The 23,098-nt window shown below is 39.7% G+C and carries 9 protein-coding genes; 4 read left to right on the forward strand and 5 right to left on the reverse strand.

The genetic code is table 11. The features are described from left to right. Positions 1–203: 203 nt before the first annotated feature. The 4 genes from ACFSR8_RS10790 to ACFSR8_RS10805 form a co-directional block, all read right to left on the reverse strand. Complete coding sequence (locus tag ACFSR8_RS10790) at positions 204–2,705, reverse strand: COG1470 family protein (protein ID WP_380291894.1); 2,502 nt, start codon at positions 2,703–2,705, stop codon at positions 204–206. Between the two features lie 530 nt (positions 2,706–3,235). Next, positions 3,236–7,186, reverse strand: a complete 3,951-nt coding sequence (locus ACFSR8_RS10795; protein WP_380291896.1) for a hybrid sensor histidine kinase/response regulator transcription factor — start codon at positions 7,184–7,186, stop codon at positions 3,236–3,238. 223 nt (positions 7,187–7,409) lie between these two features. Further along, positions 7,410–15,665, reverse strand: coding sequence for a CARDB domain-containing protein (locus ACFSR8_RS10800; RefSeq protein ID WP_380291898.1), 8,256 nt, complete (start codon positions 15,663–15,665; stop codon positions 7,410–7,412). A gap of 13 nt (positions 15,666–15,678) precedes the next feature. Then, positions 15,679–16,785: a hypothetical protein gene (locus ACFSR8_RS10805; protein ID WP_380291900.1), complete on the reverse strand. Its 1,107-nt coding sequence runs from the start codon at positions 16,783–16,785 to the stop codon at positions 15,679–15,681. A gap of 254 nt (positions 16,786–17,039) precedes the next feature. Between ACFSR8_RS10805 and ACFSR8_RS10810 the strand changes: the two genes are divergently transcribed. After that, a complete protein-coding gene (locus ACFSR8_RS10810; protein ID WP_380291902.1) occupies positions 17,040–17,828 on the forward strand; it encodes a response regulator transcription factor in 789 nt (262 codons plus the stop codon). A 187-nt stretch (positions 17,829–18,015) separates the two neighbouring features. On the opposite strand, the gene ACFSR8_RS10815 is transcribed toward ACFSR8_RS10810, so the two are convergent. Continuing rightward, positions 18,016–19,158 carry an acyl-CoA dehydrogenase gene (locus tag ACFSR8_RS10815; RefSeq protein ID WP_380291904.1) on the reverse strand — a complete coding sequence of 381 codons (1,143 nt, stop codon included), beginning with the start codon at positions 19,156–19,158 and terminating at the stop codon, positions 18,016–18,018. 94 nt (positions 19,159–19,252) lie between these two features. Here ACFSR8_RS10815 and ACFSR8_RS10820 point away from each other — a divergent pair, with 94 nt between their 5' ends. From ACFSR8_RS10820 to nhaD, 3 genes are all read left to right on the forward strand, one after another. Then, complete coding sequence (locus tag ACFSR8_RS10820) at positions 19,253–20,317, forward strand: anhydro-N-acetylmuramic acid kinase (RefSeq protein ID WP_380291906.1); 1,065 nt, start codon at positions 19,253–19,255, stop codon at positions 20,315–20,317. 148 nt (positions 20,318–20,465) lie between these two features. After that, a complete protein-coding gene (locus ACFSR8_RS10825; RefSeq protein ID WP_380291908.1) occupies positions 20,466–21,692 on the forward strand; it encodes a Glu/Leu/Phe/Val dehydrogenase dimerization domain-containing protein in 1,227 nt (408 codons plus the stop codon). A 10-nt stretch (positions 21,693–21,702) separates the two neighbouring features. Then, positions 21,703–23,094, forward strand: coding sequence for a sodium:proton antiporter NhaD (gene nhaD, locus ACFSR8_RS10830; protein WP_380291910.1), 1,392 nt, complete (start codon positions 21,703–21,705; stop codon positions 23,092–23,094). The last annotated feature ends 4 nt before the right edge of the window (positions 23,095–23,098 follow it).

The raw sequence follows: 23,098 nt of genomic DNA on the forward strand, positions 1-23,098 counted from the left end.
TACTGCAATCCGTGGGAGAGTAGGTCGCCGCCTTTTTTGAAGGTCCAATTACAATCGTAGTTGGACCTTTTTTTTTGCCCTTAATTTCAATATCTTTAATACCAATACGTACAAAACGAGATCTCTTCCAATTATGTTGTACACCATAATAGATGTTGAAACGACGGGAAAGAGCAATTATAAATATGGTTATATTACTTTAATTAATTCCCATCACAATTTAAAATTCCTTCATTAGCACCAAAAATTAGCGTGAATGGCAAATCATATTCTTCTCCCTCATCCGTCTCACTTAGAAATACACCTGTAATATTTGCCTCTAAATATTGATTCTTCCACTTTATAGTAGCATTAAAGCTTGTGGGGCCAAATCCACCTTTTATATTAAAGCATTGAATAGGCATTTTAAGAGTTTGCGGCGTTTGGGTACCGCTAGTAACTTTTGTTTCTCCTTCCCCCGGTAAAAATTCGTTTGGAATATAAATCCAGATTTCCTCATCGAGTATATTATCGAAGTCATTATGCAGACGAATATCCATGCCTGTATCAGAAACAGTATACCATGCTATATCATAAGACGCTGAGGCCTCATTGGTTGAATAGCTCCAGTAACATGAGCATGCCCCAACAACTTCTATCTCAAGGGTATCAAATATTTCTGGGTTACTCTGTAATTCAGCTTTTATGATATATTTACCTGCTTCATTTGGTGCTGTAAAAATGCCTTCTTGCGATATGGCAAAATTTTGTCCGGATTCATTTTGTGCAGACCATTTAACTTCTTTGTCCTCTCCTTCTACGATTACATTAAAATCCTTCTCATCTCCAACCTGAAAGCAACCGAAAAGATCATCGGTGTAAACTGTAATTTGGGAATCATTTATTATTATTTCGGCGGTGATGGGATTTGCATACTGCGTCCCTCTAAAACATTGGGTGGATTTAAATTCGGCTGTCACGGTGAAAGGGTATTTACTTGGGTCTGTTGGAGTTTGAAGCGTAAATTTTTGGATAGTATCTAAAGATACTCCTTCTCCTGCTTGGAGAAAACCCTCTGGGGAATTCACAACAAGATCTAAATTTATGGTGTTTTTTAAATGTGCATCTAGGCTAACAATGTCACCTGGTTTTATGATATGAGGATTGGTTGTTGGTTTTGCCCATTTAAGCTCCACTGGTGTTAGCTCTATGTCTGTAGTAACCGATATGGTTTGCTGAGAAAAATATTCGGGACGCAAACTTATCTCTAATACATCTTTTCCTGTGTTTACTGGGTAAAATTCTATGCCACCATCAATTTTATAGTCCGCTTCAAAAATATTATTTAATGGGTTGGCCTTGATGTATTTATGGTTCAATACATCAATGGGGCCACATTCTATGGCTTCTATTTTTAGTTGGTCATTTTCCCAAAAGCCTTGATCGGCCAGATTTTTTAGTTGCTTAATCGTAAAGACCCTAGATAACTTAAAACCAAATTCTTCGATATACTCATTTAAATGTTTCTCCAAATACTCCTTCCATGGAGTACCTTCCTCTTTTTGTTTTATTTTTCTAGTTGATAAAATGCTGGCCAGTTGAAGTGCGGATTCATAAATCGTTTTTGGCATAAACCAATCATTGCTGGCCGCGTAAACATGGGCCTTATCCATAGGGATTGGACAAGCTACTTCTTCTAAAAACTTGGTTTTGGTTATATTAACCTCAAATCGAGTAAAATGTGATAAGCGGGTTTTGCTGTAAGCTTCTTCTATTTTTTGAATAGCAAAAACAATTGTACTTAAAATATCTCCAGCGGTGCCAACTCTTCCGGGTGCCAACCCAGTTATGGTGGCCAAATCAGATAAGTCTTTAAAGTATTCCCCTGTAGGGTTTTTGGGATCGGAATATTCTGTGTTTGCAGCAGATTTCATTTGAGAGGCCAAATCCTCAGCGTCCACACCCTTACACCTTTCTGAGTTTTTTTTTTCACTATTTTTTTCGTCCTTTGTGTTATTGCCCTGCTTACCAGTAAAATTGGACATAGTTAAATTTACATGGCCTAAAACCTCATATTTTTTTAGTAAACGGTTAGTAAGGTCAATGATTGTGGCTTTGTCCTGACTTTCCCCCGTCCAGTTTTTGTCATTATTCAAAAAAGGTATCAAGGCAAATTCAGCGTCTTCATTATGCAATAAATTATAAAGCATTGCAAATGGCACATCCGTTGGTTCAATGTTTGCTAAATCTCCAGATAAAAGGGCTTCATCTATATTTAGGTAATCCGTGCGCTGTTTTAAAAGCTGTTTAAGGCCTAAGGTCACCTTATCTGTGTAGCCGTCTGCCTCGGGCAATTCTAAAATCGTTATTGATTTTGTATTACATATTAATTCATCTGATAAATTTTTTACGATAACCTGTAGCTCACCTCCTTCAATCGGATGTTGAGGATGAACTGGAGCAATTATAAAAGATTTACCACTTTCATCTAGGCCAACGCTTGTACTTACCTCCGTAAAGGTATCATTATACCAAAATTCAACAATTAGATTATCTTCTTGTTTTTCATCAATTCCTTCGATAAAAACTTTTTCCGATGGATATGCAGTGCCTTGATTTAAAACGAGTTGATTGCATTCAATTTTTTGTTGTTCACTATGATTTTCTTCCTTGCTACAGGCTAATAGTGTTAAAACTAATAATGTTGATAGAATGGTTGATCGCATTTTGGTTGGTTTTATATGTGAGAGTAGATTTTTTAAAGGTCAAAAAAGTAATGTATGGCAGATTGTAATTAATGAACTTTCCCTTTATAACTTTTGCTTTGTAGGATAAAATACTTTATGTGAAGCCTTCTTTTTGGTTCGGTTGTTTCATGTAGTATCATTCTGAAGGGTTAAGGTTTGTTTAGCTGAAAAAGCAAAAAAAAGAGAGCCACTTTAGTTGCCTTCGGTTAACTCTCCTTTTCCATCACTGATTAATAGCATTTTAAATATTTTCAGCTCATTCTCTATTAAAGAATATGGACTTTATTACTTGTTCCTTTTGGGTAATTCTTAAATTATAAGTCCCTTTTTTCAGATGGTCTATGCTTAGATAGACCACATTTTTTTGGTTACTTTCTTTTTCAAAAACGTCCTCCTGGGTCACGAAAGTTATGTATTGAGAATTATTATGCTGTAAAATTACAAGGAGGGTTTCAAACGGGATAAAACATATGTAACAAATAATGTCACATACGTAACAAACCTTGATCTTACTTGGGGTTGTAGGTATTTGGGGTGGTGTTATAGGCTTCCTTAAAACACTTTATGAAATAGGAAACGGAGTTAAAACCGACTTGGTAAGCCACCTCAGAAACTGTTAAACCAGATTCGTTCAAAAGGGTAACGGCGGATTTTAGGCGTTGTGATCTTAAAAACTGCGAAGTTGATAATCCAGTAAGCGCTACAAGTTTTCTGTGCAGTTGCATTCGGCTCATGGCCATGTGTTTACTGAAACTCTGAGCATTAAATTCTGGATTATCTAAATGCGCTTTTAAAGCTTCCTCTACTTGTTTGATAAATATTTCATCCAGATTTGTAATAGCAATATCTTTCGGTTTCAAAACTGAATGTTGCGTATATCTTTTTTGAAGCGATTTACTGAGTGTAATAAGATTTTCAACCCGTTTTAGTAGAATTTTTGAATTAAAAGGTTTGGTAATAAAATCATCCGCGCCCACTTGCAGTCCCTCCAGTTCATTGGTTTCTCCTGTTTTGGCGGTTAGTAGAATAAACGGGATGTGGCTAGTAAGCGTATTTGTTTTTAAAGCGTTGCATAGTTCGATCCCATTCATTTCTGGCATCATTATATCGCTTATGATTAGGTCAGGAACGTTTTCGATGGCTTTTTCCAACCCTTTTTTTCCATCAGGAGCTTTAAGAACTTTATATTTTGGTTTTAATATGGATTGTATATAAGACCTGAGTTGAGAATTATCCTCAACCACCAAAACAATTGGTTTGTGATTTAAAGTAAGTTCTCCTTGTGCATTAGTTTCATCTGAATCATCAATTGATAAGGCTTCATCTTTTGGATTTATAACCTCGCTAATGTCATGTTCTTCAAAAGCGGATTTTTCTATTGGCAGGGTTACGGTAAACTGAATATCATCTTTATTGATGCTATTGGCTAAAATGCTTCCTTTTGCCAGGGACACCAGCTCTTTAACCAACGCTAAGCCAATCCCAACGCCATCCGCATTGGGGTTGATTTGGTAAAACCTATTGAATAATTGATTGATGTCCTTGGGGTCAATTTTGCTTCCGTTGTTTAAAATAGTAATTACTAAATGACCGTCCTGTCGCACTACTTTTAAAGCGATATACCCTTTTTTTGGCGCGTATTTTATGGCATTAGCCAAAAGGTTCACCATGATTTTTTCAATAACATCCTTATCATACCAAGCATTCTCTATTTCGTCGATATTAGATTTAAATTTTATTCTCTTTTGCTCAATTTGATACTTGAAACTACTAGTTAATTGGTTGATTAAAATGGAAAGGTTTCCTCTTTCCACTTTTAGTTTGGAGTAGCCAGTTTCCAATTTAGCCAAGTCAATCAGCTGATCTACTAAATTTAGGAGGCGTTCGGCATTATGTTTTATTAATGAAAGTTCCTCTCGGTTTTCTTGAGAAATCTCGGATTGCGCCAACTGATTTTTGGCCGGACCTAGAATTAAAGTGAGCGGTGTTCTGAATTCATGCGAAATATTGGTGAATAGCCTGGTTTTAAATTCATCCAAGTTTTTCAGGCGTTGCGTTTCGGCATGCTCCAATTGCAATTGGGTTTTGATATGCCATCGCCATTTAATATATCTATAAATAATAATACCTAAAAGTAAGGCAAGGCAAGCATATATGATTCGTGCCGTTAGCGTATTGTACCATGCACGCTGGATAGTAAAGGAGTAGGTGGCCGGTGTTTCGTTCCAGATGCCATCATAATTACTAGAAATGACTTTAAATGTGTATGTGTCTGGCGAAAGATTCCCGTAATAAGCGGTATTGTTATTACCAACCTCTATCCAATCTTTGTCATGACCCACCAACATATATTTAAAGGTGTTGAGTTCGGGTTGCGAGAAATGCAAACTAGCAAAAGAAAAGGTCAATGAATTTTCCTTGTGGCTAAATTGTTGGTCTAAATTCCTTTCAATCGGCTCATTAAATAGTGACAACCCCGAAATAATAGTTTTTGGTTTCACTTGATTGAGTGTCAATTGCTCAGGTTTAAACCAGTTGATACCGTCCAATCCCCCAAAATATAGCATTCCATAATCATCTTTAGTATAGGCCCCAGTATTAAATTCAAAGGCTTGCAAACCGTCGTATTGGTCGTAATTTGTAACCGACACTCCCGAATCCGTTTCAGAAAACATAGTGATGCCGCGATTTGAACTCAGCCAAAGATTATTGTTTTTATCGGGAAGAATTCCGTAAATCACATTATTGGGTAAACCGCCAACAGTGGTATAATTGATAGCGGTTTGGCTTACCGGGTTGTATTTTATTAAACCACTACCGTTGGTGCCCGCCCACAATACCATTTTTTCGTTATCCCATAACAGTGATTTTATTTTATCTGGAATACCATTAATGCGTTTAATTATTTTTGTTTTTGTGTTTAGTAGGCAAATCCCGTTGTCTTCGGTACCTATCCAAAGTTCATCGCCTTTTCCTTTTGTGATGACTCTTATATTATCGCTGGAGATTGAATTCTTGTCAGTCAGGTCGTATAGGTAATTTTCCTTGACACCTTCTTTTTTGTTAAACAGAATAAGTCCCTGACCTCCAGTTGCCAACCATATATTGCTTTCGTCTTCCTTTAATATGCACCAAACGGCATTTGTACTAAGAGCAGGGGTGGTGTTTTCATTGAAATGATCGATAGAACCGTTACCGTTTATAATATCCAGTCCATTGTCCTGAAAACCGACCCACAGTTCATCGTTAACGAAGTTCAGGCTCATGACTCGATTCGAATTTAATTTGGAATTTGCTGTGGTTATCGTTTTGTAAGTGTTGGTTTTTAAATCAATACTGGTGAGGCCCTTTCCCGAAGTACCCACCCAAATCACGTTGTTTTTGGGATTCACACAGATAGCACGGGCCACGTCTACATTTGTGCCCAAAGGCAACTGATTGTTGGTGAGAACATTAAATTTCAGTAAATGTTCATCATAATAACTTAGGCCTCCGCCGTCAGTGCCGACCCAAATATTTCCCGTATTGTCTTCAAAAAGACTAAGTGCATCATTATAATGCAGGGCATAAGGATTGTTTTGCTGAACGGTATAGTTATCAATTTTATGTCTTTTGAAATCGATGATGTAAACGCCCCGTCCATAAGTGGCCAGCCAAAGGCGTTGGTGTTTATCGGCCAATATGGCTTCAATATTCAAATTGGTGGGCAAGGGCTGATTTTCAAAACCCTTAAAACGATGCAACTTGGTATGATTTTCATCCAAATAAAAAAGCCCGTAGCTGTAGCTACCAACCCAAATACGGCCGTCCGAAAGCTGTTCAATACAGCTGTAATTTATAGGATTATCAATGTTCGAGGTAATCTTCCTATAACCAAGGTCGTACTTTGAAATTTTTAAAACGCTGTTTGACGTGCTGGCAAAAATGGTGTCCTTGTCCTCTAGAAAGGAATAAGTTGTTTTAGACTCATCTTCCCAAGAAAGAATTTGAGTGGTGTCTTTAGTTTTCGAATTAACATGATACAAACCATTACCAAAAGTGCCGACAAAGTAATTATGGGCGTCATCTTGAAAAATGGTACTTGCGTTTTTTATATTGGAAATACCTCGGAAACTATCGGTCTCTACATTAAATTTTTCAAGATTCCCAGAGTTCGAAATGATCCATAGTTGATTGGTTTTATCGGAATAAACCTTTCCTAATTTGCTATGTGTAATCTTGGTGACGTCCTCAAATTGCTTGTTATAAATCTTAAATCGTTTGCCGTCGTATTTATTAAGGCCATCCTGAGTGGCAAACCACATATAGCCAATACTGTCTTGGGCGATACTCACTATGCTATTCTGTGACAAACCTTGATCAACGGTTAAGTTATGAAAGGCAATAGGATCCAAAACGAGATTTGTCCCCGTTGTTTCTAACTCAGTGTTTTGGCCCGTTAGTATTATCGGCAAAAGCACTAAAATGAATAGTATGTAATTGTAAACTCTAATAAAACATGTGTTTACATAAATATATGAAAGAAATTTAAAGATAGTCGAAATTTGAACGGAAAGTCTTTATCGGCTATATTATGCCTTGACTATCAACTAAAAGACATAGAAGTAATTAAGTGGGCAATACTTGGAACAAAAAACCCAACTCTTTTATAGAGTTGGGTATCTAAATATTAGGACTGAGGTTTTAGTACTTCGTAAGTCTAATTGTTTGAATGCCGTCACTATGCACTATTCTCACCATATAAACACCGCTTTCAAGGTTTGAACCGAAGGTATAAACTTTGTTTCCGCTGAATTGGTTCTTGTGCACCAGTCTATTATTAATGTCGAAAACAAAAATATCCGTGTTGCCTATTTCCTTTTGCGATATCAATTTTATATTGAAATCTGTCTCACTTGGATTAGGCCAAAAATCAATTGTAAGTGTGGTTCCTGATGCCTCATCATTCTTAGAAATACTTTCTTTGGCTTTGGCATTTCCTTTTTGATGCACTATAATTGAGCCACCAGAAATGGCCAATGTGGCATCTGCGTTATCATCATCACCTAATTGGTTGTCGTACACCACGATTTCTGTAATGGCATCCCAAATTTTAATTCTGAAAGTATCGTCTCCTCCTTTCTTTGATTCATCTTTGGCTGAAATAATGAATTTATAATACCCTTGATTATTAATGGTTCCAGAACCTTTAAACATAGCTTTTGTGCCGGCAACAATCAACCATTCATAGACTGAACTTTTAAAATTAAGATTACCTGCATGGAATTGAAATTCAGTATGACCATCTGGAATGGTCTTCCCTTTTTTATACTTCGAAACGAATCCAAAATTTGCTTTTCCGACAAGTGATGGATCTGGAAGATAAGCCCCTAAAGGTGAATCAATCCAACCTCCACCAGTAACAAACCCTCCACTAGAATCATAAATCACTACATATTTGAAGGATTCAGACGTTTCATTATCACAAATATCAGTTATGGTTAACTTTACTTCATAAACTCCAGGATTTTGATAAGTATGGTTCCCTGAAATCATAGGTTCAGAAATCGCTCCATTTGAAGTAGTACCATCGCCCCAATCCCATATAGCAGATGCAATTTCACCACCTGTATAATCTGCAATTGCACTAATATTAGTCCCCATCGGTCGCGGGTCGGCTGGCAAATTTATGGAGGTAATTATTAGGGCATCACAATCAGTATCGTCACAAACATCTCCTATACCATTATTATCACTGTCAACTTGGTCTGGATTAGGGTGGTTAGGACAATTATCGATGCAGTCTGGAATGGTGTCGCCATCAGAATCCAAATTATCATCAAAACCGGGGCAAATATCGCTGCCGTCGCAGACACCATCACCATCGGTATCACCGGAGGCATCATCGCCGGTACAGACGTCACAGCCATCGGGGACACTGTCGCCATCAGCATCGGCAAGGTCATCAAAGCCCTCACAGGCATCCAAACAATTAGGCACGCCATCACCGTCACTATCGTTGGAAACGCCATTCGCATCCACGTCCAAGGGACAAGGCGAATTGACCTCAAGGTCGTCGCAATCGTTGACCCCGTCGTTATCGGTATCTACTGAATTGTCGCAGGAATCGCAGAAGTCCGGAATGCCGTCGCCGTCGGAATCCAAGTTATCGTCCCCGCCGGGACAGATGTCGTTCGAGTCGCAGACCCCATCGTTATCGGAGTCGTCTGCAGGATCCAATGGGCAGGGGTCGCTGTCGTCGCAGACACCGTCACCATCGGTATCGCCAGAGGCATCATCGCCAGTACAAGCGTCACAGCCATCGGGGACATTGTCACTATCGGCATCGGCCAAATCATCAAATCCCTCACAGACATCCAAACAATTGGGCACGCCATCACCGTCACTATCGTTGGAAACGCCATTCGCATCCACGTCCAAGGGACAAGGCGAATTGACCTCAAGGTCGTCGCAATCGTTGATCCCGTCGTTATCGGTATCCACGGAATTGTCGCAGGAATCGCAGAAATCGGGTATGCCGTCGCCGTCGGAATCCAAGTTGTCGTCCCCGCCCGGACAGATGTCGTTGGAGTCGCAGACCCCATCATTATCGGAGTCGTCTGCAGGGTCCAATGGGCAGGGGTCGCTGTCGTCGCAGACACCGTCACCATCGGTATCGCCGGAGGCATCATCGCCGGTACAGACGTCACAGCCATCGGGGACATTGTCACTATCGGTATCGGCCAAATCATCAAAGCCCTCACAGACATCCAAACAATTTGGAATACCATCACTATCGCTATCGTTCGAAACGCCGTCCGAATCCACATCCAATGGACAAGGTGAATTGACCTCAAGGTCGTCGCAATCACTGACCCCGTCGTTGTCGGTATCCACGGAATTGTCACAGGAATCGCAAAAATCGGGTATGCCGTCCCCGTCGGAATCAATGTTGTCATCCCCGCCCGGACAGATGTCGTTGGAGTCGCAGACCCCATCGTTATCGGAGTCGTCGGCAGGGTCCAATGGGCAGGGGTCGCTGTCGTCGCAGACACCGTCACCGTCGGTATCGCCAGAGGCATCATCGCCCGAACAGACGTCACAACCATCGGGAACACTGTCCCCATCTGCATCCGCTAGGTCATCAAAGCCAGCACAGATATCATCACAATCTGGAACGGTATCTCCGTCGCTATCGGCAATCGTTCCAGAACATCCACAATCATCATCATAGAGGTCATTTACGGTACAAGGATCACCATCGTCACATGGCGTACCTATTAGATTGGCATCGCAGTTATCACAACCGTCGGGAATACCATCACCATCGGTATCTATAGTGTCATCGAAACCAGGACATTGGTCATCGGAATCACAGACCCCATCGTTATCGGAATCATTTAAAAAGTCAAGTGGACAAGAATCACATTCGTTTGGAATACCATCATCATCCGTGTCTGCCAAATCATCTCCATCAGGACAAATATCACATGCGTCACCTACACCATCTCCGTCGCTATCCAGTTGGTCGGGATTGGAATTATCTGGGCAATTGTCGCAATTATCAGGAACTGCATCGCTATCGGCATCGGCCAAATCGTCAAAGCCAGGACAGACATCTTCACAATCGGGAATAGTGTCGCCGTCGCTATCTATGTCATCCACTAGAATTTCGCCTTCAACGGTTATCGATAAGCCTGTGTTGTCAGTTACCGTGAGCATATACGTGCCTGGACCACCTGTGATGGCGTTCAAAACAGAACCATCACTCCATTTATACGCGTAGGGCGGAGTTCCACCACTAACATTGGCTGTCAGACTACCGTTAGTCGCATTGTTGCAGCTTGGTGTAGATTCAATGTCAACATTCAAATTTCCAAGTTGGAAGGAAGCTTCATTATCTTCATAATTGTATTCAAAAGGATTGGAATTAACAATTCTTGCGATAATAGTAGTGTTATTATCAAGAACGTTCCACGGGAATTGGATGGTTGTATTCTCGCCGGTATTCAAGTCTATTGGAATTGGACCAAAAATTTGAATTTCATTTAGGGCATTATCGACATAATAAAATAATACATCAGCATCAACTGCCGCATTGCCCTCATTTTCAATAGTTGCTGAGATATCAATACTATCTGCAAGGTTTGGTGACAGATCCGAGCCTGTAAATGCCGTGAAAATCAAATTGCCCGCATCGCCTACTATTATGGCTCTGGTAGCCTCATTGTTGAGTTCATCTGATTCATTTATATCCTCAGCACAATCAATTTCGGCTGAAAGCACATGGGCTCCTGCGATGGTTGAGGAATAGGTTGACGTTAAGGAAATAGTATTATTCATTCCTGTTAACAGTCCGCCAACATTAGGAACCGTTTCGATAAGCGTACCATCGGCATATACACAAAGCTCCATTTGATCCCCTGCATTGGATGCGCCAATGTTTTCGTAGGTGACATCAATGTTGATAGCTTCGCCAATATCTGGATTTAATTCTGATGGATTAATATATTGTGCCAAAATGCGCATATCCGGTAAGTTCGTGACGTTAACTTCTACAGTTTTGACATTGTTGGTCTCATCACATTCTAAGTACCCATTCGTTGGATCCAGAGTTGCAGTTACCGTATAAATCCCAGCCTGCGGGAAGATGAATGGGACGGGTAAATCGGCCCGATACGGACAATTACAATTCGATTCTAGATCGTTGAGAGTCACCGTTCCAGCATTTACGGTTCCTGTTAACCCAGGGCCACTGACTTCATATAAAACCTCTAGAGCACTAGCGTCATAAAGGCCTGTAAGTTCAAAGCCCATTGAAAAGTAAACCGGTTTATTTATGGGTTGGATAATATCCCAAAAGTTATCGTCTACGCAGGATGTAGTATCAAATGCAAAATCCCAACACAAATCTCCCGATCTGGAATTGTCCAGTTCATTGCTTTCTGTAATATCATCATTGGCATCAATATTTACCGTTAAGGTTTCCGTACCCGATTGCACAGTTGAGCCATCAATACTTACGGTAGTATTAGCTCCTGGAGAAAGGATACCATTATATGTAGCCGTCAGTACTTGCCCTCCACTAAATACAAAATCCACATCAAAAGGACCTGTGGCCGTACCATCACCTTTATTATATATTTGTGCGGAATAGGTAGAAGTGCCTGGGAAAACAGGATCTACACTGACGTCAATTTTGTCATCATCGCAAGTTTCTGGATAGAAAGTGAGATTTGGGATACAATTAGAAACTGTTTGACTAAACGTTATAGTATTATTGGTTTCGTCAAATTCATCGATATCATTATTGCTGTCTGCTATCAATTCAAATTCATAGGCTCCTGCTGTGCTATAAGAAAATGGTTCGGTAAAGCTGTAAGTGTCATCAGCGTCAATACCTGAAACGTTTTCGGTTATGGTCTGAATTAAAGACCCGTCCAAATACACATTTACCAATGTTGTGAAAGCACCTGTGTCAACCGTATTTGCATTGGATAAAGTAAAGGTCACCTCCGTTGGGGCATTATCTATACAAGGTACGGTTCTAGGTGGCCCTCTAACAACTCCCAAATTAGGAAGAATGGGGTCAACATAAATTACAGCACAATCGTAGTTATTGTTTTCGAAACTTTCGGTAATTATCAATTGGGCATCCGCAAAAGCACATATTGAAAAACTTCCACTTGTATTATATACGATATTTGAAAAAGTGGTAGTAAAACTTTCTCCCGGATTAAGTTCAGGAATGATTGCATCTGCAATGGTTGGGTTTCCACCACTATTACTAATATCTAAAAGACTGGTAACGGTAGTTGCCGCACAACCGATATTTCTCACCGTAATAGTACCCGAAATGCTTTCACCACTCAATATAGTGTTGTTAGAAAGGGAAACGGTGGTTTCCAAATCTGGCAAACAAGGTGGTTCAATGATTTCAAAAGAAGTGGATTCTGTAGTACTTAAGGTGAAATCCGTTATAGTAACATTTGCAGTATAGGTTCCCGCAACTAATGGCACAGGAACACTAAAGCAATAATCCCCATTGGCATTGGTATATGTGGTATAGCTTGCGCCAGTTTCTGAAATTTCGATAGTAACGGTTGCACCCGCTACACTTGGATCAGAAAGTGATACAGCGGTATCCGTATAAATGGCATTACCACATATATTTACAGTATTTCCAAAACTGTTGTATGCAGGATTAGGGCTGGCATTGGCCGTTAAAACGATATTGCCCGGTACGTTAAAGTCCCCATTGGTAAATGGTCGTACTGCCGTATTGTTGGTTTCAATGGTTTCTGCAATAACATTGGTGTGGTCAATACTCACCAGCATTGGGTTCCATCCATCTGTTGGAGGGGTGGTGATCAACCAAGATAACGTGGTACTGCTATTTGCTGGCAAAATGGGTACAGTAATGTCTGGATAAACCGTTCCCGGTTCAGCCTGATTTTCAAGATGAACATCAAAGTTGAGGGCATCAAAATCTGAAATGTTATGAATTGTTGCGAATACTGTTATTTCCGAACTTACGTCAGGATTGGGATTACTGAAGGTAATATCGTTGGCAAAAATTTGCAAATCCGGTAACACAAGAACATCAGGATAATTAAACGGCCCAAGCGTCGAGCTACATGCGCCGTTGATAATCTGTACAGAACTTTCCCAATTGGTGCTTGCTGGTAGGGCAGGAACGGAAACAGAGTAACGTTTGCCATCACTGGTGTTTGTGTCATTGATATCCACCTCGGTCATTATCAAGGTAAGATCGTTGGGGTCGGTTAAATTGCCATTGCCTTCAAAGTCTAATAATAACCTTGGAAAAGTGGCTGGAGGCAAGTTATTACCAGCATCCGCATATACTACTTCAAAAGTAAAGCCAGTGTCGGTGCCTCCAGAAAGGGGATAGACCAATGCAGAGGTAAAATTAGCTGTGCCACTAAATTGTAGAGACGGATTATTGGGGTTAAAGTTGGAGTTGGTATCATCGCAGTCCGTATTATCAGCGACATAGCCTGAAGGTTGGGAGCAAGCCAGAGTGCTGTTTCCGGCATCTCCAAAACCGTCACCATCGGTATCGGCATACCAAGTGGTTTGTCCTGTAATATCTGGATCATCATTGTCAACTAATCCATCACAATCGTTGTCAATGCCATCACAAATTTCAGGAGCAGTTGGAAATTTGGTATTATCGGCATCATCACAATCGGTATTGTTTATGACAAAACCCGCAGGTTGGCTACAGGACATAGTACTATTGTTGATGTCTCCAAAACCATCACCGTCAGTGTCTGCATACCACGTAGTTAATCCAGTGGCATCAGGATCTGCGTCATCAATTAAGCCATCACAATCATTATCAATCCCATCACATACTTCTGGTGCAAGAGGAAAGACGGTATTGTTGTTGTCATTACAGTCTGTATTGTCCGCTACGTAACCAGGAGGTGCTTGACAGTCTGAAATTGAATTGTTTGGGTCGCCAAAACCATCACCATCATTATCCGCATAAAAAACAGTATTGCCTAAAATGGTTATGGTAAATGAGATACTATTGGTATTGTCGTTTCCATCATCTGCTGTTAGTGTAATTTCTTGTGTAGTGTTTGCACTAGAAAGCACGGTGCCTGGGCTGGGTGTTTGGGTTACCGTAGGCGTAGTACAATTATCCGTGGCCGTTGTCAACGAAGTATAATCGGGTACTATAAATTCACAATTGATGTCTAAGTTTTCGTCAAAATCATCAACCGATGTAAGTTCTGGTGCGGTGAGGTCATCAATAATCACATTTTGTGTGGATTGCACCACATTGCCATCGCCATCATCAAAGGTCCATGTAATTTCATAAGTACCTTGTTGGTCATAGGTTAAAGCGTCTGTGGTCGTTCCCGTAACACTCGATGCACAAAAGATGGATGTTGTGGGCGCAGTAACCGTGGCACTACACTCTTCAACAATATCATCAAGTACTGGAGGGTCAATATCAGTAGCGCTTACCACTTCCAAACCTGAGCCAATATCATACAGCGACCAGATATCATTTTGGTTTTTAACACGAATATAAAAATCATGAGTGCCACAGTCTAAATCCGTAGTTTCCAGATCTACGGTGTATTCATCTGGGTTTCCTGTTGGGGTTAAGGTTGCGGTTAGGCCTTCTCCAAAACCAGGATCGGTATCATAGAAATATTCAAGCCCTGTAATCGGAGCAATAGTAGTATCGGGTTGAATATAAAAGGTACGTTGATCATAAAGACTCCATACGCCATTATTGTCTTTTACCCTAATGTATAATGTGTTAAAACCTTCTAATGTATTGTCTAAATTTAAGGAGAAGGTTTGCGTTAATTCACCAGTATTGCCGTTTACCCCTAAAGGTATACCCCCGCCAAAACCAGGGTCTGTATTAACGAAATACTCCGCACTATCAATATTGGATGGTGAGTTGTCTTCTGGTACGATGTAAAATGTACGTTGGTCATAAAGACTCCATACGCCATTATTGTCTTTTACCCTAATGTATAAAGTGTTAAAGCCCTCTAAGGCACTATTTAAATTTAACGGAAAGGTCTGTGTTAATTCACCAGTATTGGGATTTACAGAAATGGGATTATTAAGACCGAAACCATCATCGGTATTTATAAAATATTCTGCACTTTCAATATTTGTAGGTGTATTGTCCTCTGGTACTATGTAAAAAGTACGATGGTCATACAGACTCCATACATTAGCATCATCTTTTACTCTGATGTATAATATATTAAAACCTTCTAAACTGGACGGCGGTGTAACGTTAAAGGTCTGTTCCAGTTCGCCCGAATTGCTCGATGCGGTAAATGTGGTGTTGTTGCCAAATCCAAGGTCTGTATTAAAAAAATATTCTATCTCGCTTACAGACTGCCCAAATCCCAACCAACTTATACCGCATATTATGTATAATAATATACGCGTTTTCATAAGGATTGGAATTTTAGTTGGCGTTAGCTTTAATGGTAACCGTAAGAGGCTGATTTTTATCCACTGTACTGCTGAAAGATTCTATCTGTAAATAAGGTGTGTTAACGGGTTGTCCCAACATGCTAAAGTTATAACCATTCAGAATACCGATATCACCACCATCGGAGGCAGCGCCAATGGCAGGGGAACCTGGCAATAAGGTGAAGTCGGCAATCGATCTGTCGAAACCGGATGAATTGTTGTAAATCCCGCCATCATTTGTAAAGTTAGGATTTCCCGAAACTGCATTATTAACAAAACTTGTTCCAGTACCAGCAAAGGACATTGTGGCATTTAAAGGGTTGTAGGTGAGGCAATTGTTAATTTCAAATGAGCCGTTATTTAACTCAACAATATTATGGCCACTTGCTGTACCAATAAACATTGAATTGCTAATGGTTAAAGTTGAACTAGAATTATTCGTTATGGTAATGTCGGCACTATTGTTTGTAAAATAACTTCTAAAAATATTTTTATCTACTACGATAGTGGCAGCTTTATCAAAAACCAAATCGGAACCTTGATAATCCGTAGTGTTTAGAAATATGTTATTAGCTATTATCATATTAGATACATTACTGCCTATTCGTTTGTTGAGACCATTTGAAATAACATTACCTTGAAAAACGACATTGTTAAAGTTTAGACTATTATTTCCAATAACATAATCATTAAATATATTTTCTTTTAGAATAAGGTTATTAATAGTGCTGCTAGATGCAGATGTTGTAAGCGTGCTAAAAATTATGCCGTTAATCGTGGTGTCCGATGCTCCCGCCGCTATGGTAATATTACCAAGGGTTGTTCGGTAATTGCTATTGGGCTCAGAATGCGAGCGCCCCACCAAGGTAATCCCCCGGTCTATAGTGATATTACCATAGCTGGTTGGCGATTGCTGTACATATATAATGTCTCCACCAGTTGCAGAGGCCGCATTTATGGCATCTTGGAGGTTGGAATAATCGGCTGTTGTCCCAGGGGTGTTATTTACTGTGTAAGTGGTTTGAGCAACTCCTAAATAGCAGGTTGAGAAAATAAAACAAATAATAAAAGCTTTAAGAGAAAGTAATGCAGTTTTCATAATGATGGTTTTTTAGGTTTAGACAATAAAAAGTTGGCACAAATTAAATTTGCGTTCTTTTGGGAGAAAGCCTTAAATAAATAGAACTTGTTATAAAGCAGATAAAGGGGTGGGCTTTAAGTGTTGTTGGGAGATAAAATTTTGTTGGTTAATAGCTTTTACAAGGTACAAATTAATTTTAGAAAGAAAATAGTCCATATGGGGTATTTTTTTAATAGTCGTTTTTTTATTAATTTAACACTTAAAATAGTACGATGGCAAATAAAAAAACTTCAAAAATAGTTGAAACGTGGAAGACGATAAATCCCGTGCAACGCCCCAATGATGTCAAGGATTTTCATGATATAATTAAAAAAATGACCTTTTTAATGACCTTGGGGCCCTACTACTATTTTGTGCTTAATTCGGTCAGTTATGAATTTGATTATGTAAGTGACAGTGTCAAGAGCGTGCTGGGTATAGACCCAAAAGAATTTACATTGGAGAAATTATTGAGCCTATATTATCCCGAAGATTTTCAGAAATTACAAGAAAAGGAAGAAATTATAGGTGATTTTATATACAATTATATGAGCGATAGAAGTTTTTCTGATGCAGTGTCTTTTGGTAAAGCTTTGTATTTGAAACGGCTAAGACATAGTAGTGGTGTTTACAAAACCATTATGCATCAGGTGATGGCTTTGAATGTCTCGGATGATGGAAAAATTCAACATTCTTTGGTGATTCATGCGGATGTGTCCCATTTGAACATGCTTGTGGATCATAAAGTGTCTTTTGTTTTTGAAAATGGGCCTTCATACTACTCTCAGGAAAAGGGGGTTTATTTTAACTTAAATGAAGTTGATAATTATACGGCTTTTACGAAGCGTGAGACGGAGATTATTAGAAAACTGTCCGAAGGCAAAGATTTTAACGAAATAGCCGAACAGCTAATTGTCTCTCCTCACACCGTCAGGGCGCATCGACGTAATATCCTCAAGAAATCTGGCTGTAAGAATACAGCGGAATTGGTAGCAAAATGCGTTAGGGAAGGCGTGATTTGATCTTCCTATGTAGTCATCCGAATCAAAAAAAATTATAGAAATGTCAGTTCGAGTGATTTTTGAAAAAAAATCGTATCGAGAACTATTTTAAGATCGAAAATTTCTATTCTCGATACAAATTTTGCTCATTCCAATCGCAAAATTCACTCGAATTGACAAAATTTTCTTAAAATCCAAATTGGCAATTCTAATCCCTCAAAATACTCCTTGAGATTACAATCTTTTGTATCTCGGAAGTACCCTCATATATCTGGGTGATTTTTGCATCCCGCATCAAACGTTCAACGTGATATTCCTTTACAAAACCGTTCCCACCGTGAATTTGTACCGCCTCCACCGTATGCTCCATCGCTACTTTTGAGGCATAAAGCTTAGCCATAGCGCTGGATTTGTCATAGTTGTTTCCGGCATCCTTATCGGTCGCCGATTTCATCACCAAAAGGCGCGCCGCTTCAATATCAGTGTACATATCCGCCAATTTAAAGGCGATGGCCTGATGGTTGCAAATCTCGGTACCAAATGCTTTTCTTTCTTTCGAATATTTTAGCGCCAACTCGTATGCACCCTGAGCAATGCCCAAAGCTTGCGCCGCGATACCGATGCGACCTCCTGATAATGTTTTCATAGCAAATCTGAACCCAGAGCCATTCACTCCGATGCGATTTTCCTTGGGTACTTTTACATCATTAAATTGCAAAGTGTGGGTGTCACTACCACGAATCCCCAATTTATCCTCCTTTGGGCCAACATGAAAACCTTCTGTGCCCTTTTCAACAATAAAGGCATTGATACCGTGGGAGCCTTTGTCACGATCCGTCTGAGCAATCACTATATAAACATCCGCTCTCCCACCGCTGGTAATCCAGTTTTTTGTGCCATTAATAAGATAATGGTCGCCTTTATCAATGGCCCTAGTTCTTTGTGAGGTTGCATCACTGCCGGCTTCTGGTTCACTCAAACAAAAAGCTCCTACGAATTCCCCAGTAGCCAGTTTGGTCAGATACTTTTGTTTTTGCTCCTCCGTTCCGTAAGTTTCTAAACCGTAGCACACCAAGGAATTATTCACACTTACAATCACCGATGCCGACGCATCAATTTTGGATAATTCCTCCATAATGAGCACATACGAAATGGTGTCCATCCCGCTACCGCCGTATTTTGGGTCTACCATTACACCCATAAAACCCAATTCACCCATTTTCTTCACCAATTCCTTTGGAAAATGCTGTTTTTCATCACGTTCAATAACGCCCGGGAGTAATTCGGTTTGGGCAAAATCACGAGCCGCGTCTCGAATCATTTTATGCTCTTCAGAAAGGTTAAAATCCATAATTCGTAATTAATATGTGTTTTTGGTAAAAAAAGTTCACAAATATAGCTTTTTAATGTGAATAATTCAATACAGATCATTAAATTTACGGGCTATGATGAACGACAACTATAATGTTATCGGAGTGATGTCTGGCACTTCTTTGGATGGCATCGATTTGGTTTATGCCAACTTCAAATTTGAAGATAAATGGCGTTTCGAAATCAAAAATTCCCAAACGGTTGCTTATGAGCCCGATTGGACAGAACAATTAAGGAAACTAGTTGATTTGAATTCTTATGAACTAAAAATACTTGATGTTTCATACACTAGGTACTTAGCCAATATTATTGATGCTTTCATTATAAAAAATAACATTCAGTCCATAGATGCAATCTGCTCCCATGGCCATACGGCATTGCACAAACCTGAAGAAGGTGTTACTTATCAAATTGGAAATCAACCTATTATTTCAAAATTGCTTAATCAAACGTTAGTTTGTGATTTTAGGGTGCAAGACGTCAAACTAGGTGGCCAAGGTGCGCCTTTGGTGCCGATAGGGGATAAGCTGTTGTTTTCGGATTACGATTTTTGTTTGAATCTGGGTGGCTTTGCCAACATATCCATGGACATCGAATCCAAACGTATTGCTTACGACATCTGCCCCGTCAATATCGTTTTAAATCATTATGTAAAACAACTGGGTCTGGATTATGATGATAATGGAACCATTGCTTCTAAAGGAGAAATTCACGAGGAATTATTGAAGCAATTAAACCAGTTGGGTTTTTACAATCTGCCTCATCCCAAATCCCTAGGATTGGAATGGGTGCAATCCCATATTTTTCCTTTGATAAATGAATTTCAATTGGACATCAAGGATATTTTAAGGACCTATTGTGAGCATATTGCCATTCAAATTTCAAAAGAAATCAACAGTAAAAAGGGAGCCTCTGTTTTGGTAACAGGTGGTGGAGCATATCATTCATTCCTCATAAATCGCATCAAATTCCATTCGGAGAACATACTAGTAATTCCCGATGCTCGTCTAATCGAATTTAAGGAAGCCCTGATTTTTGCGTTCTTAGGTGTGCTGAGGCTTCGTAATGAAACCAATTGTTTAAAAAGCGTTACCGGTGCTTCAAAAAATCATTCATCGGGTATGATTTATCTACCTTAAATTAATGCTAATTTAATCTGTAATGGTTTCTTAGTTTTTTATATTTGTGTCTATAACATTCTAAAATTTTTTCCGATGACTCAGCTTTAGCTTCACATAGATATTTACTCGAAATCAAAGTATGTGTTAGTTTAAAATGAATCTAAAGATGAAAGCGTTATTAAAAAAATTTGAAGATAAAGCCCCCGAAATTGTTTTTAACTGGAAAGATGCCGAGACGGATGCCGAAGGTTGGGTAGTTATTAATTCACTTCGCGGAGGTGCTGCCGGTGGCGGAACGAGAATGCGTAAAGGTTTGGATATGAATGAAGTGCTGTCCCTTGCCAAAACCATGGAAATAAAGTTTACTGTTTCGGGTCCGCCGATAGGTGGGGCAAAATCAGGCATCAACTTCGATCCAAAAGACCCAAGAAAAAAAGGAGTGCTCAAACGTTGGTATCGCGCCGTTTCCCCATTGTTGAAAAGTTATTACGGCACCGGTGGTGATATGAATGTTGACGAAACCCATGAAGTCATTCCCATAACTGAGGAAAGTGGTGTTTGGCACCCACAGGAAGGTGTGTTTAATGGTCATTTTAAGCCTACGGATGCCGATAAGATTAATAGGATTGGACAGTTGCGGCAAGGCGTCATCAAAGTCATTGAAAATCCATACTACTCACCTGATGTTACCAGAAAATATACCGTGGCCGATATGATTACTGGTTTTGGCGTGGCCGAGGCTATCAAACATTATTATGATATTTATGGCGGTTCAATAAAGGGTAAACGTGCTGTGGTTCAGGGTTTTGGGACCGTGGGTGCCGCCGCAGCGTTTTATCTATCTCAAATGGGAGCTAAGGTAGTAGGTATCATTGACATAGTTGGAGGGTTAATAAATGAAGATGGTTTTAGTTTTCATGACATTAGTCATATGTTTCTTGCCAAGAAAGGTAATACTTTAGTGGCCGATAATTTGATTCCTTTTGAGGAGATAAATCAACGCATTTGGGGATTGCAGACGGAAATATTTGCGCCTTGTGCGGCATCGCGACTGATTACTATACATCAAATCGATGAAATGATCGATAGCGGATTGCAGGTGATATCCTGTGGTGCTAATGTGCCCTTTGCCGATAGAGAGATATTTTTTGGTCCTATCATGGAGCATACGGACTATAGGGTGAGTTTAATTCCCGATTTTATATCAAATTGTGGGATGGCACGGGTTTTTTCGTATTTTATGGAACGAAAAGTACAAATGACGGATGAAGCAATTTTTAATGATGCGTCAAATAGAATTCGAGAAGCAATAAAGAAAGTTCACAATAAAAATAATTCAAAAACCGAGATAAGTGCAACCGCATTTGAGATTGCGCTGAACCAACTTGTTTAAACACTAATTTATGGAAGCAGTAATTATCCTAGTATTCGCCTTAGGCTATTTGGCCATTACCTTGGAACACAGTCTAAAAATTGATAAATTAATTCCGGCACTGGTCATGATGGCCATTTGTTGGGCCTTAATTGCGTTAGGACTAGAAAGCTTCCCTCAGTGGTTTGACTCTGGTAAACATGCCCTTTTAGAAGATTTCGGTGGCTTTGGGCATGAAGAAAAGATGCACCTAATGGAAGAAACCTTGTTGCATCATCTGGGTAAAACTGCTGAAATCTTGGTGTTCCTTTTGGGAGCGATGACCATTGTTGAAATCATCGATTACTTTGACGGTTTTGCAACTATTAAAGGCTTTATCAAAACCAAAAAGAAGACAAAAATCCTTTGGATATTTTCCATTTTGGCGTTTATACTGTCGGCAATCATTGATAATTTAACTGCCACCATCGTATTGATATCTATTCTTCAAAAAATTGTAAAAGACAGAGATATCCGAATTTGGTATGCCGGTTTAATCATCATTGCCGCTAATGCTGGAGGGGCTTGGTCACCTATTGGAGATGTTACTACAACGATGCTTTGGATTGGGAATAAAGTATCCACAGGACATTTAATAGGGTATTTATTCTTGCCTTCATTATTATGCATGGTGGTTCCTTCGCTAATAGCCTCGTTCCTGCCCGTATTTAAAGGCAATTTGGATATTGTCGAAGAATCGGAAAAGACAAAGTCAAGATTTAGTGGTACCATGCTTTATTTGGGCTTGGGGGCTATTATTTTTGTTCCCATCTTTAAAGTAATTACCCATTTACCGCCTTATGTTGGTATGATGCTATCTTTAGGCGTCGTAGCTACTTTTGCAGAAATTTATAGTAGTTCAAAATTTGCGCTTTCTAGTCCTGACCGCGAGGAGAGTGATGCTCACGCTCACCATAGCCCCGTGCATACAGCATTGTCTAAAATAGAAACTCCAAGTATCCTGTTTTTCCTTGGAATTTTGATGGCAGTGGCGGCCTTGGAGTCTTTGGGAATTCTGTTTGGTTTTGCCGATTCATTAAGAGAAACCATGCCTCAGCTGGGTACGGAATTACATGAAGGTGGCGTTTCAGATCTAGTGGTATTGTTGCTAGGGGTTGGTTCTGCGGTGATTGACAACGTACCTTTGGTTGCTGCCAGTTTAGGTATGTTTTCTGAGCCCATGGATCATGAGTTATGGCATTTTATTGCCTATTCTGCAGGTACGGGAGGAAGTATGTTGATTATCGGTTCGGCCGCAGGAGTGGTGGCAATGGGAATGGAAAAAATTGATTTTTTCTGGTATTTAAGAAAGATTTCGTGGCTGGCCCTTGCTGGATTTTTGGTCGGTGCCGTTGCGTTTATGTTCACCCGAACTTTATTCTAAAAGA

Source organism: Hyunsoonleella rubra, assembly GCF_042684665.1.
Classification (GTDB): Bacteria; Bacteroidota; Bacteroidia; order Flavobacteriales; family Flavobacteriaceae; genus Jejuia; species Jejuia rubra.